This window comes from Acidovorax sp. LjRoot194 (genome assembly GCF_964253015.1).
In the GTDB taxonomy this organism is placed as follows: Bacteria; Pseudomonadota; Gammaproteobacteria; order Burkholderiales; family Burkholderiaceae_C; genus Acidovorax.
Genome location: NZ_CAXUQB020000001.1, coordinates 1 through 14,868, shown reverse-complemented (window position 1 = coordinate 14,868; position 14,868 = coordinate 1). Strand labels below are relative to the sequence as shown.

9 protein-coding genes are annotated in these 14,868 nt (G+C 63.9%); all 9 read right to left on the bottom strand.

The genetic code is table 11. The annotated features are described in order from the left end of the window. Positions 1 to 3,297, bottom strand: a complete 3,297-nt coding sequence (locus ACSQ3N_RS00045; RefSeq protein ID WP_436145296.1) for a type I restriction endonuclease subunit R — start codon at positions 3,295 to 3,297, stop codon at positions 1 to 3. A 37-nt stretch (positions 3,298 to 3,334) separates the two neighbouring features. Beyond that, positions 3,335 to 4,261 (bottom strand): OST-HTH/LOTUS domain-containing protein, encoded by a 927-nt coding sequence (locus ACSQ3N_RS00040; RefSeq protein WP_436145295.1) that lies wholly within the window; start codon positions 4,259 to 4,261, stop codon positions 3,335 to 3,337. A gap of 6 nt (positions 4,262 to 4,267) precedes the next feature. Further along, positions 4,268 to 5,512: a restriction endonuclease subunit S gene (locus ACSQ3N_RS00035; RefSeq protein WP_436145294.1), complete on the bottom strand. Its 1,245-nt coding sequence runs from the start codon at positions 5,510 to 5,512 to the stop codon at positions 4,268 to 4,270. Further along, positions 5,512 to 7,143 (bottom strand): N-6 DNA methylase, encoded by a 1,632-nt coding sequence (locus ACSQ3N_RS00030; RefSeq protein WP_436145293.1) that lies wholly within the window; start codon positions 7,141 to 7,143, stop codon positions 5,512 to 5,514. Before ACSQ3N_RS00030 ends, ACSQ3N_RS00035 begins: the two co-directional genes overlap by 1 nt. Positions 7,144 to 7,181: 38 nt before the next feature. Continuing rightward, positions 7,182 to 8,921 carry an N-6 DNA methylase gene (locus tag ACSQ3N_RS00025; RefSeq protein ID WP_436145292.1) on the bottom strand — a complete coding sequence of 580 codons (1,740 nt, stop codon included), beginning with the start codon at positions 8,919 to 8,921 and terminating at the stop codon, positions 7,182 to 7,184. Positions 8,922 to 8,938: 17 nt separating this feature from the next. Further along, on the bottom strand, positions 8,939 to 9,256 hold the full coding sequence (locus tag ACSQ3N_RS00020; protein ID WP_436145291.1) for a hypothetical protein: 318 nt from the start codon (positions 9,254 to 9,256) through the stop codon (positions 8,939 to 8,941). A 165-nt stretch (positions 9,257 to 9,421) separates the two neighbouring features. Further along, positions 9,422 to 12,037: a DNA topoisomerase (ATP-hydrolyzing) subunit B gene (gene gyrB, locus ACSQ3N_RS00015; RefSeq protein WP_436145290.1), complete on the bottom strand. Its 2,616-nt coding sequence runs from the start codon at positions 12,035 to 12,037 to the stop codon at positions 9,422 to 9,424. A 181-nt stretch (positions 12,038 to 12,218) separates the two neighbouring features. Continuing rightward, positions 12,219 to 13,337 carry a DNA polymerase III subunit beta gene (gene dnaN, locus ACSQ3N_RS00010; RefSeq protein ID WP_056171502.1) on the bottom strand — a complete coding sequence of 373 codons (1,119 nt, stop codon included), beginning with the start codon at positions 13,335 to 13,337 and terminating at the stop codon, positions 12,219 to 12,221. A gap of 166 nt (positions 13,338 to 13,503) precedes the next feature. Next, a partial coding sequence (gene dnaA / locus ACSQ3N_RS00005) for a chromosomal replication initiator protein DnaA (RefSeq protein ID WP_436145289.1) occupies positions 13,504 to 14,868 on the bottom strand: 1,365 nt, incomplete at its 5' end.

The window sequence follows — 14,868 nt, the reverse complement described above, 5'->3', positions numbered from 1 at the left end:
TCAGTTCCTCAGCAGGATGTCAAGGATGCGGGCCGCGTGCTCACGCGCCACTCCGCGCTCCCAGCCGGCCAGCGGCATCAGCAGCTTGCGCAGCAGGTCGCGCATCTCGGGGAGCAGGTCCAGCATCTGCTTCCAGTTGCTGGCCGCCAGCGTCTGCCTCAGCGATGGGTCTTCGAAGAGCTTTGTCGTTGCCGCGCGCGCCGTGTCCTCGCCCAGTAAGTTGGCCAGGTAGCGGTACACCGCTGAGTGCGCTGGCGTCTCGAAGCCCGTCTTGTCCTTGCCCGTCACGCGTTGACCGAACAGCTCGAGTTGTTCCAGGAACTGCGACTGGCTGATGCGGCCAGCTTTCTCTTCCTCCAGCAGCTTCTCCAGTTCCTCGGCCAACTTGTCGAAGAAGGCCGGGTCTTTATCGCGGCCGGTGACGATGGTGTGCTTGAGTTGGTTCTTCATCACCAGCGCCTGGCTGCCCGGACTGGCCATCTGCTTGAGTCGCGCCATGTCGCTGGCATCCAGGATGGACACCTCGCGCCCCAGCAGGCTTTTGGCCGGACTGGCAGCGATGTACTCGTCCAACAGCCGCTGCAGCAGGGCGGACTCCAGCTTCGTGATGCGCTCGCGGTAGGTGGCGTCCGGCAGCTTGTCGCGCAGCATCAGCCGGATTTCGGCGAACAGCGTGAAGTAGGGCTTGAAGGGCAGGCCCCGCACATCGGGCAGGATGATGTCGATGCTGCGGTTGAACTGCTTGGCCAGCGTCAGGAAGTCCTCCACCGCATCCAGCCGGCTCGCCGGGTCCAGGAAACGCTCGGCATCGTCCTTGTAGGCCTCGCGCTCGCTGACCGGGTCGTGCTGCTTGGGCAGCAGCTTCAGCAGCCGCTCCTGCGTGCTCTGCAGCTTGGGCAGCTCGGTCTCCACGCCCTGCCACACCTGCGCCGGCTGCACCTCGCCGCCGTACAGCTTTAGCGCCTGGTCCAGGTGCTCCACCACACCGTGGTAGTCCACGATGTAGCCCGCGTTCTTGCCCGGCAGCGTGCGGTTCACCCGCGCAATCGCCTGCAGCAGCGTGTGCTCCTTGAGCGGCTTGTCCAGGTACATGGTGCTCACGATGGGCGCATCCCAGCCGGTCAGCAGCATGTCGGACACGATGATGAGCCCCACGTTGTTCGCATGTGGCTGGCCATCCTGGCCCTTGCTCTCGTCGCCATAGGACAGCGGGAACAGCTTGCTGACGAACTGGCTGATCTGCTCGGCTGGCAGGGCCACCGGCCGCTTGCCGGCCTTCAGCTCATCGCGGATACGCTCCTCGATGCTCTGCACCTTGGTGACTGGCAGCTTGTACTCGGCCGCCTCTTCCTCGACCGTAGCGCCCGTCCGCGTGCCAGTGACCCCAGCCAGGGAAACGACCACCTGGCTCTGGAAGGTCGGCAGGCTCTGCGCGGCGCGCTGGGCCATCAGCTCGTCCAGAAGGTCCTTGTAGCGCACGGCCATGTCGCGGCCGTTGCACACCAGCATGGCCTTCAGGCCCTTGGCCTGGACGTGGCTGACAAAGTGCTCCACCAAGTGCGCCGCCACCTGCTCCATGCGGTCACCGGCATGTCGCCAGCGGGCCAGGAGCGCCTTCTTCAGGGCCAGCTGGTGCGCCTCAGGCGCCTGGGCGAACTGTTCGTTGAAGGCTTCGTCCAGCCTGGCATCGGCAGCCAGCCTGACCCAGGCGTCCTGGTACTTGATGGGCAGCGTGGCGCCGTCGGCCACCGCCTCGTGCAGGCGGTACTCGTCGATGTAGGTCTCGCCCCCGAACTCGGCCAGCGTGTGCTTGTCGTCGTTCAGCAGCGGTGTGCCGGTGAAGGCGATGAACTTGGCATTGGGCAGGCTGGCGCGCATGAAGGCGGCCAGAAAGTCGTACTGGCTGCGGTGCGCCTCGTCCACCAGCACATAGAAGTTGGGCTTGGCGCTCAGCACGCGGAAGCTGATCTTCTCGCGCTTCAGTTCCACCCACTTTGCGTCGAGGAGCACACCATCGGCGTCATGCTGGCCGAAGTGCTCATTGCGCTCCTCCACCATGAAGAAGTCTTTGCCCACGCGCACGCGTCGGTGCCGGGTGGCCTGCAAGACCTCGTCCGAGTCATCGGTCTCGCCATCAGCGCCGTCCTCGGCCTGGGCGGAGGGCTCGTCACCCTCCTGGAACTTCTGCACCGTGCTCGTGAACACGCTGCCGTAGTCATTGCCCAGCATCCTCACCAGCCCGGCCACCGACACCGCCGGGATGGCCCGGATGCCCACGGCGTGAAAGGTGTCGAAGATTTGCTTGTCCAGGTCCCGCCGGTCGGTCAGCACCAGCACCGTGGGGTTGGCCAGGCCGGTGCTGTCCGCGCGCAGCAGGCGGGCGAGCAGCGCCATGGTCAACGACTTGCCGCTGCCCTGCGTGTGCCAGATCACGCCGCCCAGCGGCGTCGCGCCGGTCAGCCGCCGCACCGTCTTGCGCACGGCGCGCCACTGCTGGTAGCGAGGCAGCTTCTTCACCGTCTTGCCGTCGCGCGTCTCGAACAGCACAAAGTGCGCCACCAGCTCCAGGAAGCGGCTGGGCTCGAACAGCGCCCACAGCAGTTGCTCCTGCTCCGCAGGCTCGCTGCCAAGAAGCTCCACCACCTCGGCCAGCTCAGGCGCTTCAAGCCGGTAGCGTGCGTAGAAGGCCGGCTTGGTGAGGATGGCGCCGTACAGGCCCTGGCGGCGGTTCAGCCCCACGCACACCTGGTTGAACACGAACTGTGCCGAAAAGCTGCGCTGGTAGCCGTCCAGCTGGGCCAACGCCTCGTCCAGCCGGTGGTGGCTAGCCTTGCACTCGATGATGCCCAGCGGCAGGCCGTTGACGAACAGCAGCAGGTCGGGGCGGAACAGCTCGCCATCCGCGTTGCGGCCCACATACTGGTCCACCACATGGAAGTCGTTGTAGCTGGCGTCGGTGGCATCCAGAAAGCGCACGCTGCGCGGCTGCCCCGCCAGGTCTTTCACCTGGATGTCCGAGCGGTGCAGCACCTGCTGCCACACCGCTTGGTTGGCCGCCAGCAGCTCGTCGTTGGCGCGCTTGCGCAGCTCGATCAGCGCCGCATCCACGCCGCCGGGCGCCTCGGCCAGCCAGGGGTTCAGCGCCAGAAGCCGCGGGCGCAGCACGTCTTCCAGCACCGGGGCCAGATGGCGGTGCTCCACCTTCACCGCCGCGCCGGGCAAGTGGGTGTAGCCCAGCCGCACCAGCCAATCCAGGGCCGGCGTTTCCACGCCGGTTTTCTCGGGGGCCTGGCTCATGCGTGCGCTCCACGGGCCAAGGCGGTCAGCCTTTTGTTCATGTTTGATCCTCCCTGCGGCTACGGTAGCAAACCACCGAGCCGGTTGTCGTTGTCGTGCCAGCGCTTGTGTTGGGCGCCGGGGCCGGCTTCTTCATGACCTCGAACTCGCGGCTCTCATGCAGCACCTGCCGCCAGCTGCTGCAGCCGTAGCGCTTGGGGTTTTGGCCCGGGTGCTGCTTGGCGATCCAGGTGATGGCTGCGTTCAACTCGACCCAGTGTCCCTGGCTGCCCGTGGGTGCCAGCGCCTGCTCCGCAGCACGCAGGCCACGTACGATTCCACTAGCAAGCCAGCCCACCTGACCATCCGGCGCGATGCCGTTGATGAGGAAGTCTTTGAAGGCATCGCTCTGCATGAAGGATGCCGCCGAGGCTCTGACGTTGTCCATCCCCTTGGCCCAGCTGCACAGCGTCTGGTAGTGCCGGTCGATGGTCGCCCGACTGTCGTCCAAGTAGGCCACGGCGGCCTCGCTGCGGTCGAGCTGGCCCAGGTCAAAGCGCTCCAGCAGGTGATGCACCAGCTCGTTGCGCAACTCCACCAGTTCCTTCAGCTCGGCCGTGATGGCCTCCAGGCGCTCGGCGCTTATCTCCATGCGCTGCTGGAAGCTGAACCAGAGCCTGTCGCCGGAGGCCGTGTCGTCGCGCTCCTGCGCCGAGGCGGGCTCGTCCTCTGCACGCAGATAGCCGCCCGTGAACAGAGTCACCAGTCCGCCCAGCGTGGTCTTGTTGACGCTCGCCACCCGGGCGTCGCGCAAGGCCTGCAGCTGGCCCGGCTCGCCCGCCAGATCGGTGCTCGCCACCATAGCCTTCAGCAGACGCTCGTACTGCTGCAAACGCAATAGGCAGCCTCCCAGCTTGAGCTGCGCCGCGCGCTGCAGTTCGGCCAGGCGGGTGCTGTCGGGGGCTGGCGAGGCGGCAGCGTCCATGGTGGATCAGGCAGCCATTTCAGCGTCGATCTGCATGCGCCACTCGCCGGTCAGGAGCTTTTGCATTAGGCCGCGTTTGAGCTTCTCTTGCTCGCGCTGCTTTGCCTCAAGCAGTTCGATCTTCGCGTTGACCGATGCCGCAACCGCTGCAATCTCCACCTGTGTTTTCAGGGGAGGCAGCGGGATGGGGAACGCCTTCAACTGGGATGAGTTGATGCTCGCCAGGTTGGTGGTCCGCTTCGCGCACGCCAGGAAATACTTGCGGCCCTGCTCGCTGGCTGCATATTCCGCCAAGTAGTGCGAGTTCAACTTCGTGGGATCGGGTCTCACTGCGAAAACGTGGTTCTGATGAAGACACGGCTCAATCTGGCCGAGCCACACGTCTCCGCGGCCCAGCTTATCGAAGTCGCCGCCCTCGGTCATGAGGACATCGCCGGCCTGAAGCGCATAGCGCTGCACGTGGCTGGCCTCGACTTCAATCGTCTTCACCTCGCTAAGGTCGATGTGCCTCGCCTGTACGTTCGCCACGCGAAGGTATGGCAGTTCCACCGGCTCTTTCAGCCCCTTCTTCCCCTTCGCCACGCCTGTCCGCACTAGGGCCACCGTATGCAGTTCAACGGTAGGCCAGTCCACGGCGGCCTGACTACTGGTGCCACGGCTGAACAGCGTCTGCATCAGGCCCTGCTTGAGGGTTTGGGTGGCTTCAATCTGGCGCGAAATCACGTCCAGCTTGTCGTCCACGGCTGTCAGGATGGCGGCGATATGCCGTTGCTCAGGTAGCGGTGGGACACCGACCACGATATCTGCCAAGTCGGACCAACTCACACGCGGCATCTTGGTGCCGTACGACAGCGCCTCAACGGTTGAAAAGACGCCATCGCCTTGCATCAACTGGAACAGGAAGGTCCTGTCGGTAAGGTCATCCTTTGGGTGAATCGCCAGTACCTCCGTGGTGCAGATTCCGTCGAACGGAGCAACGGCGTACTTGCGAAGGTACGGCCGTAGCTTCCCGAAGAGCACATCGCCCTGCTTGAACGCAGTCTTGATGCTGGCCTGCGCGCCGCTGCTGTCCCATCCCAGTAGACGACCTGTCTCTGGTTCAATGTGCTCAAGTTCTATGCAGCGAACTCCGTGCTGCGCTACAGCCTTGCTTTTCCTGGCGGACGCGATAGTTCCAAGCGACAGCGGGGTCCAGTCCTCCGGTATCCAACCGGCGTCCGTTTCCCTGTTGCCGGGAATGCCTGAATTCATCATTCAACGCCCTCCGCCAGCCCCAGTTCCGCCAAATACCCGTTCAGCCGCGCATCAATCTGCGCCTCTTCCTCGGCCAATGCTTGCAACTGCACCAAGGTAGCCGCCACATCGACGGTCTCCTCGGTCTCCCCGTTTTCGATGTACCGCGCAATGTTGAGGTTGCCGTCATTGCCGCGAATCTCGTCCAGCGAGACCACGCGGCAGTAGTTCTCCACCTCGATTTGCTGCTCGAAGGCAGCCTTGTGCGTGCGGGCGATGTGTTCGATGTCCGAAGGGCGCAGGCTGTTCTGGGCCTTGCCTTCAAGGAACTCTCGGCTGGCGTCGATGATGATGACCTTGCCCTGCAGCGCGGCGGGCTTGCGCTTGTTCAGCACCAGCACGCAGGCCGGGATGCCGGTGTTGTAGAACAGCGCGGGCGGCAGGCCGACGATGGCCTCTATCAGGTCGCCCGGCTGGCCACCGCTGGCGGCATCGGTGCCGAAGAGCAGGCCCTCGCGAATCTTGCCCTCCTCGCCGCTGCGGAACAGCACGCCGTGCGGCAGGATGATGCCTAAGCGGCCGTCGGCCTTCAGGCTGGCCAGCATGTGCTGGGCAAAAGCCAGGTCGGCATAGCCGCGCGGCGGCACGCCGTAGCTGAAGCGACCGAAGGGGTCGCTGACGGTCTTGTAGCTGGGGGTCTTGGGCTTCTTGTTGCTGCCTGCGCCGCCTTCGCTGTCTTGTGTGGCTTCGGCTTCCAGCTCCAGCGGCGTCCACCAGGCCTTGGCAGAGAAGGGTGGGTTGGCGATGACGCGGTCGAAAGTCTTCAAGTAGCCGCCGTCCAGGTGCTTGGGCTCCACCAGGGTGTCGCCGCGCTCAATCTCGGCCCGCATGTTGTGCAAGTAGAGGTTGAGCTTGGCAATGGCCCAGGTGCCCAGGTTCTTCTCCTGGCCGTAGAGCAGGGCGTTGGGTCGGTCGCCCATCAGCGTGCCGCCGGGCAGCCTTGCGATGTGGTGGGCGCTTTCCACCAGCATGCCGCCGCTGCCGCAGGTGGGGTCGTACACGCTGTGGCCGGGCTGCGGGTCGATGAGCTCCACCACCAGCTGCACCACGGCCTTGGGCGTGTAGAACTCGCCCCCCTTCTTGCCGGCATCGTCGGCGAACTGCTTGATGAGGTACTCGTAGGCATCACCCAGCATGTCGGCCTTGTAGAGGTTGGCATTGCCCAGGCGGTACTGGTTGAAATGGCGCAGCAGGCGCTGCAGCGTGGCGTCGGACAGCACGCGCTTGTCGCCGTACTGCGTGGCCGTCAGCACATGCTGCAGCTCGGTGTTGTTGGCCTCGATGTCCGCGAAGGCCTTGTCCAGCGCCTCACCGATGTTCTCGGTGCGCGCGATCAGGCTGGGCCAGCGCGCATCGGGCGGGAAGATGCCCCACTTGGCCTGCACCTCCACGGCCGCTTCCTTCTCGCTGAGCTTTTCTTCCTGCTCTAGCTGCCGGACGCGCTCCTCGAACACGTCGTTGAAGCGCTTGAGGAACAGGAGGCCGAAGATGTAGTTCTTGAAGTCCGACGAGTCGATGGAGCCGCGCAGAATGTTGGCGGACTCCCAGAGCCAGGATTCGAGGGTGTCGAGTGTGAGTTGTTTTGCCATGTCGGTTTGTTCGTCGTGTGTCTTTCAGAGGCCGCCGCTTACTGCACGTCAACGGGCCAGCGATGACGGGTCAGGTCAGCGATTTCGCCTTGAAGCCGGGCAACTTGATCTTCGAGCTCGCAGAGCCGGTCGTAGTCCGGGCACGCAGCGCGTTGCTCATTGAGGGGCGGTACTGGAACCTGCATGGCCAGCAAAGTGCTTGGACTGATGTGTTGCACGCCTGCACCGACTTGCAACCCTTCTAACTGGGCTTGCCCATGGGGTGACCGCAGGTACATGAGAAGGTACTGCGGCATGACCCGATCTGTCAGAGGCCTAAGTGCCAGGCAGCTCTGGGAGACCACGGTCGGCTTCGCTTGCGCTGCGCTCCCCATCAGGGCTGCCTTGCCAACCGTCCCCTTGATGGAGAAGACGATGTCTCCCGGCTGAACCAAGGTACCGGCTTTCGGGTGCGCTTTCAGGTAGGTTGCCTTTGTAAGCTCGTGGCTGATGGCGGACCACTGGTTCAGGTCCTGCTGACCGACTTCAGCCATCTCGAACGGACTCGGGTCCTTGGAGGTTGCCGGAGGACGCAATGCGGTGCAGATTTCGCCCAGGGCCACTGCATTGGCTCCGAGGTCTGCGACACGGCGTAGGTATCGGGACGGTGCCAGGCTGTATTCACTGGCCGCAATTTCGTCGCGAGTCACGGAGCGCGCCTTGTCTGTAGGCACCTTACCCAGTGCGATGTCGCGCCCCGCTGTGACGATGTCTCCGGCCTCTTGCAAAGACCTACGGCCGCTGCCGAGGTCGACCATGTAGACGTCGTCGGTGTGACCGCCTGGATTGACGATGAGCACCGCTCCGGCAATGGCCGCGGCACCGAACACGCCGGGCGGCAAGGAGATGACAGCCTCGACTTCATTGCACTCGCCTCCACGGTGCACGAGGTACTCCCGTAGACGTTGCTCCTGACCTTTGGCAAAGAGCACGCCTTGCCCGGAGACGAATACGGCGCGCTTTTTAGTCCGGTTCACGAACTCGTGGATGGCCCAGGACTCGCTGCGGGCGAATTGCTCGAGTCCTTTGCCTCCGGTGGTGTCCCACAGGGACATGCTGCTGTCCTTTACCTGGATACCAAACGGCGGCATGACCAAGGCGTAGTCAGCACTGCTGATGGGGCGCCCCATGCCGTCTCGCTCTACTTCGCGGCGAACCTTGGGATGCTCGGGATGACCCACTTCGATGGTCAACAGTAGCTGGGCGGGAAGTGACCAAACCGAGAGCGGTGAGGCGGCCAGGACTCGCCATCCACGACGCAGGGCTTCAACGGTCAACTGGCCGCGAAGGTCGAACGGAATCCAAAGTTCGCTGCCGTCCGGCTCACCCACCAGGTCGAACAGCAGTGCCGTGAGCTCAGGGACCACCAAGCCTTCGGCTTGGCGTGCGCCTCCATCAAGGAAGCAGGGCACAACGTCCCAGCGCAGGTTTCCGAGTTCGCGATGCAGTTCCGCAACGACGCTCGTTGCCGCAGCACGACGCCCCATGTCCGCAACGGACGTGGAGGTCCGCTGGGGGACGGCCCGGTCCGCCGCTTCCGCCGGGAAGCCTGCGTCGACCAAGGCCTTCCAGGCATCGACCTCAGCCAGTTGGTCCACGCTCATGTTGCGGGCGACTGCCATCCGACCAGCAGCCAACCAGGCCAGGGCAAATAGCCAGACTTCCCCGAACATGTCTTTGCGGGCCAGGTCCACCAGCCGCAAGTACGCGAGAGACGCCGGCGATTCGGTTCGAGTCATGTATGGAACTCCTGACGTCAACCGAAGCGATGACCGACGGTGATGAGGGTGCTGTCCTCAGCGCTGACGACGGCGTACACGCCAGCCAGCGCATCGACGCGCTGGGTGTGCCCAACAGCCCGCCGGAGGGACGCGATGGAGTCCGCCGTCATCAAATAGCGGATTCCGCCCTGTCCGTCGAACTCTCGCTGCCCGTACGCAAGCACCAGCGGGAGAGACGTTTTGTCGATGCAGCGTTGCTGCGCTCGCTTCTCAGCGTGCCGCGAGACCCGCGATACGCGACGAGTGCTCGCTTGATAACCTTCGTTGCTGTAGCCCACGGCGTTCACCTCCATGTCGATGAAATGAAGTGTAGCACGCTACGAAATTGTGTTGCAACTAGTTTTTGCAGTTTTTTAAGGAGCGCACTGCTCTTTACGTTGTCGATCAAATGTGTGAGCCCCATAGCTTTCGCAGCTTATGGGGCTCAATTTCGCGCCTTATGGGGCGCTCTACAGGTGTCAAACGTCAATATTCCCCGCCCGCAGCGCATTCGTCTCAATGAAATCCCGCCGCGGCTCCACCTCATCCCCCATCAGCATCGTGAACACGCGGTCCGCCTCGATCGCATCATCGATCTGCACGCGCAGCAGGCGCCGCACGTTCGGGTCCATCGTCGTTTCCCACAGCTGCTCAGGGTTCATCTCCCCCAGGCCCTTGTAGCGCTGGCGGCTGGTGGTGCGTTCGGCTTCAGTGATGAGCCACTTCATGGCTTGGCGGAAGTCGCCGACCTTTTCTTCCTTTTGCTTCTCGCCTTCGCCGCGCAGGGCCTTGGCGCCCTCGCCCAGCAGGCCGCGGAAGGTTTCGGCGGCTTCGGCCAGGGCGGCGTAGTCGGCGCCGTGCACGAAGTCTTGCGTGATGACGCTGCTCTTGACGTTGCCGTGGTGGCGGCGGCTGATGCGCAGGATGGGTTTGTCGGTGCGCACGTCGAATTCGCCGGCCACTTCGGCGGGGGTGCCGGTGGCGTTCAGCTCGCGCAGTTTGACCTGCAGGGCCACGGCGCTGGCTTCGGCGTCGGCCACTGTGTCGAGCTTCAGGCTCACGCCGTCGGCCACGGCGCGCAGGGCTTCGGCGTCCATGAAGTTGGACAGGCGGTGGATCACGCTTTCAGCGACCTGGTGCTTGCGCGCCAGTTCGGCCAAAGTTTCGCCGGCCAGCACTTGCGGGTTGGCGCCGCCGGTGCTCACGCTGGCGTGGTTCAGCGCGATGCGCAGCAAGAAGCCGTCGAGTGCGGGGCCATCCTTCAGGTACAGCTCTTCCTTGCCGGCCTTGACCTTGTACAGCGGTGGCTGCGCAATGTAGATGTGGCCGCGCTCGACCAGCTCGGGCATCTGGCGGTAGAAGAAAGTCAGCAGCAGGGTGCGGATGTGGGCGCCGTCGACGTCGGCGTCGGTCATGATGATGATGCGGTGGTAGCGCAGCTTGGCCACGTCGAAGTCGTCGCCCCCGGTGGTGCCGCCGGCCTTGCCGATGCCGGTGCCCAGGGCGGTGATCAGCGTCAGGATTTCGTTGCTGGTCAGCAGCTTTTCGTAGCGGGCTTTTTCCACATTCAGGATCTTGCCGCGCAGGGGCAGGATGGCCTGGAACTTGCGGTCGCGGCCTTGCTTGGCGGAGCCGCCGGCGGAGTCACCCTCGACGATGTAGATCTCGCACAGGGCGGGGTCTTTTTCCTGGCAGTCGGCCAGTTTGCCGGGCAGGCCCATGCCGTCGAGCACGCCCTTGCGGCGGGTCATTTCGCGGGCTTTGCGGGCGGCTTCGCGGGCGCGGGCGGCCTCGACGATCTTGCCGCAGATGATCTTGGCGTCGTTGGGCTTTTCCTGCAGGTAGTCGGTCAGCAGCTTGCCCACGATGTCTTCCACGGGGGCGCGCACTTCGCTCGATACCAGCTTGTCCTTGGTCTGGCTGCTGAACTTGGGCTCGGGCACCTTCACGCTCAGCACGCAGCACAGCCCTTCGCGCATGTCGTCGCCGGTCACTTCGACCTTGGCCTTCTTGGCGAATTCGTTTTCTTCGATGTACTTGTTGATGACGCGGGTCATCGCGGCGCGCAGGCCGGTCAGGTGGGTGCCGCCGTCACGCTGGGGGATGTTGTTGGTAAAGCAGAGCACTTGCTCGCTGTACGCGCTGTTCCACTGCATGGCCACTTCCACGCCGATGTGCGTGCCAGGGATGCCGCCATACGTCTCGGCGGGGCGCTCGCCTGCCGCGTAGAACGAGGTGGGGTGCAGCACCGTCTTGCCCTTGTTGATGAACTCGACAAAGCCGCGCACGCCACCGGCGCCCGAGAAGTCGTCTTCCTTGCCGCTGCGCTCGTCCTTCAAGCGGATGCGCACGCCGTTGTTCAAAAACGAGAGTTCGCGCAGGCGCTTGGCCAGGATCTCGTAGTGGAAGTCGTTGTTCTCTTTGAAGATCTCGGTGTCGGGCAAGAAGTGCACTTCGGTGCCGCGCTTGTCGGTGTCGTCCAGCACCTGCATGGGTGAGACTTCCACACCGTTCACGGTCTCGACGATGCGGTTCTGCACAAAGCCCTTGCTGAACTCCAGCACATGGACCTTGCCTTCGCGGCGCACGGTCAGGCGCAGCATTTTGCTGAGCGCGTTCACGCAGCTCACGCCCACGCCGTGCAGGCCGCCCGACACCTTGTAGCTGTTCTGATTGAACTTGCCGCCGGCGTGCAGTTCGGTCAGCGCGATCTCGGCGGCACTGCGCTTGGGCTCGTGCTTGTCGTCCATCTTCACGCCGGTGGGGATGCCGCGGCCGTTGTCGGTGACGCTGATGGAGTTGTCGCTGTGGATCGTCACCACGATGTCATCGCAATGGCCGGCCAGGGCCTCGTCGATGGAGTTGTCCACCACCTCGAACACCAGGTGGTGCAGGCCGGTGCCGTCGGACGTGTCGCCGATGTACATGCCGGGGCGCTTGCGCACGGCCTCCAGGCCTTCCAGGATGGTGATGGCGCCTTCGCCGTAGCTTTCGCTGGCCCCTGCCTGGTTGGTGTCGATCTTGGCGAGGGTGGGCTCAACATGGCCGGAGACGCCGGTGTCTTCGGGCTCGGAAGGGATGTTGTCTGCGGTCATGGTGGGCCTTGGGATCCGTGGAGGCCGGGGTCGGCGTCCAATGTGTTCAATAGGGGTCTAATAGCACTCTACCGCTTGTCTATCCTGCGGTAGCAGCTATCATTACAGTAGCAAAAGCGAAGCAGCCCCGTTCAGGCCATGCACATGCGGACGCACAGGCATGCCGGGCCGGGGCCGGTGGCTAGATGCGCATCGGCATCACCACGTACTTGAAGCTTTCGTTGTCGGGGATGGTCATCAGCGCGGAGCTGTTGCCGTCCGAGAGCTCCACCTTCACCATGTCCTGGCCCATGTTGGCCAAGGCGTCGATGAGGTAGGTCACGTTGAAGCCGATCTCGATGGTGTCGCCACCGTAGTCGATGTCGAGCTCGTCCACGGCCTCTTCCTGCTCGGCGTTGTTGGACGCCACGCGCAGGGTGCCGGGCTCCAGGTTCAGGCGCACGCCCTTGAACTTGTCGCTGGTCATGATGGCGGTGCGCTGCAGGCTGGCCAGCAGCGGCGCGCGGCCCAGGGTGATGCTGTTCTTGTGGTTCTTGGGGATCACGCGGTTGTAGTCGGGGAACTTGCCCTCGACCAGCTTGGTGACGAACTCCATGCCGCCGAAGGTGAACTTCGCCTGGTTGTTGGCGAACTGCATCTCGATGTGGGGCTGGTTCTCGCCGCCGGCGTCCGACAGCAGGCGCTGCAGTTCGATCACGGTCTTGCGCGGCAGGATGACTTCCTGCTTGGGCACTTCGACGTCCAGCGTGGCGCTGGCAAAGGCCAGGCGGTGGCCGTCGGTGGCCACCAGGGACAGCTGCTTGCCTTCGGCCACGAAGAGGATGCCGTTGAGGTAGTAGCGGATGTCCTGCACGGCCATCGCGAACGACACCTGGGACAGCAGATCCTTCAGCACCTTCTGCGGCACGCTGAACGCGGGGCCGAAGGCGGCGGATTCCTGCACCAGCGGGAAGTCTTCGGCCGGCAGGCTTTGCAGCGTGAAGCGGCTCTTGCCGCCCTTGAGGATGAGTTTGGACTGCTGCGACTCCAGGCTCACGGTCTGGTCGCTGGGCATGGTGCGCAGGATGTCGATCAGCTTGCGCGCGCCCACGGTGGTGGTGAAGTCGCCGGTGTCGCCGCCCAGCTCGGCCGTGGTGCGGATCTGGATTTCGAGGTCGCTGGTCGTCAGCTGCAGGGCATTGCCCGTCTTGCGGATCAGCACATTGGCCAGGATGGGCAGGGTGTGCCGGCGCTCGACGATGCCAGCCACGGACTGGAGTACCGCGAGAACCTTATCTTGTGTTGCCTTCAGGACGATCATGTCATCAACCTCTAGTGGATTTTCTAAACCGGTGCGTCGGCAGCGGCACGGGTGGTGCCCCCCTGCTGCCCAATCCGTCATTTTGCCCTGTAAGCGGCTGTTCGTTTCCTTGGGGGGCCAATGAACAAGTTCTTACAAAAGCGGGCCTCGCGCAGCGCATGGGGCATCAGCCTTTCAGCGTCTGCTCCAGCACGTGCAGCTGCTGGTTCAACTCGGTGAGCTGCTGGCGCTCGCCAGAGATCTTGCGAACGGCATGCAGCACGGTGGTGTGGTCGCGCCCGCCGAACAATTCTCCGATCTCCGGAAGGCTCTTTTGCGTCAGTTCCTTGGCCAGGTACATCGCAATCTGGCGCGGGCGGGCAATGCTGGCCGGGCGCTTCTTGCTGTACATGTCGGCGACTTTGATCTTGTAGTAGTCGGCCACCGTCTTCTGGATGTTTTCCACACTGATCTGCCGGTTCTGGATGGACAGCAGGTCGCGCAGCGCCTCGCGGGCCAGCTGGATGGAGATTTCCTTCTGGTTGAAGCGCGAGTACGCCAGGATCTTGCGCAGCGCGCCTTCGAGCTCGCGCACGTTGGAGCGCACGTTCTTGGCGACGAAGAAGGCGACTTCCTCGGGCATCTCGGTGCCTTCGACGCGGGCCTTGTTGATCAGGATGGCCACGCGCATTTCGAGTTCGGGCGGTTCGATGGCCACCGTCAGGCCCGAATCGAAGCGCGAGACCAGCCGTTCGTGGATGTTGGCCAGGCCCTTGGGGTAGGTGTCCGACGTCATCACGATGTGCGACTTCTTGGCCAGCAGGGCCTCGAACGCGTTGAAGAATTCTTCCTGCGTGCGGTCCTTGTTGGCGAAGAACTGCACATCGTCGATGAGCAGCAGGTCGAGCGAGTGGTAACGCTCCTTGAACTCATCAAACGTGCGGCGCTGGTAGGCCTTAACCACATCCGACACGAACTGCTCGGCATGGATGTAGAGAACTTTGGCGTCGGGCTTGTCCTGCAGCAGGCGGTTACCCACAGCGTGCACCAGGTGGGTCTTGCCCAGGCCGACACCGCCGTAGATGAACAGCGGGTTGTACAGATGGCCCGGCATGCCGGCCACGTGCATCGCCGCGGAGCGTGCCATGCGGTTGGCCGTGCCCTCCACCAGGGTCTCGAAGGTGAGGGCCGCGTTCAGGCGGTTGCGGAAGGCGCCGGCCGAGGCATCGTCGCTGCTGGCGGCGGGCGATTCGGCGGGCGGCGGGGTGTTGGATGGCTCGGCTGCAGCGGGGCGAACGTAAGTACGGGCCACGGATTCCCGCTGAGCGAGCGCTAACTCCAGCGTGACGGGCTGGCCGTACAGGCCTTCAAGCAGCGACGCGATGCGGCCCGCGTACTGCGCGCGGATCCAGTCGAGCTTGAAGCGGTTGGCCACCAGAAGGGTGACCTTGGAAAAGTCTTCGGCCACCTGGGCGGTGAGTGGCTTGATCCAGGTGTTGAACTGCTGCTCGGGCAGGTCTTGCGCCAGTTGCTCTACGCAGGCTTGCCACAG

What these genes read in the sequence shown, in the direction of transcription:
- ACSQ3N_RS00045 (WP_436145296.1), bottom strand. Translation starts at nt 3,297, where the DNA reads ATGAGCCAGGCCCCCGAGAAAACCGGCGTGGAAACGCCGGCCCTGGAT.
- ACSQ3N_RS00040 (WP_436145295.1), bottom strand. Translation starts at nt 4,261, where the DNA reads ATGGACGCTGCCGCCTCGCCAGCCCCCGACAGCACCCGCCTGGCCGAA.
- ACSQ3N_RS00035 (WP_436145294.1), bottom strand. Translation starts at nt 5,512, where the DNA reads ATGAATTCAGGCATTCCCGGCAACAGGGAAACGGACGCCGGTTGGATA.
- ACSQ3N_RS00030 (WP_436145293.1), bottom strand. Translation starts at nt 7,143, where the DNA reads ATGGCAAAACAACTCACACTCGACACCCTCGAATCCTGGCTCTGGGAG.
- ACSQ3N_RS00025 (WP_436145292.1), bottom strand. Translation starts at nt 8,921, where the DNA reads ATGACTCGAACCGAATCGCCGGCGTCTCTCGCGTACTTGCGGCTGGTG.
- ACSQ3N_RS00020 (WP_436145291.1), bottom strand. Translation starts at nt 9,256, where the DNA reads ATGGAGGTGAACGCCGTGGGCTACAGCAACGAAGGTTATCAAGCGAGC.
- gyrB (WP_436145290.1), bottom strand. Translation starts at nt 12,037, where the DNA reads ATGACCGCAGACAACATCCCTTCCGAGCCCGAAGACACCGGCGTCTCC.
- dnaN (WP_056171502.1), bottom strand. Translation starts at nt 13,337, where the DNA reads ATGATCGTCCTGAAGGCAACACAAGATAAGGTTCTCGCGGTACTCCAG.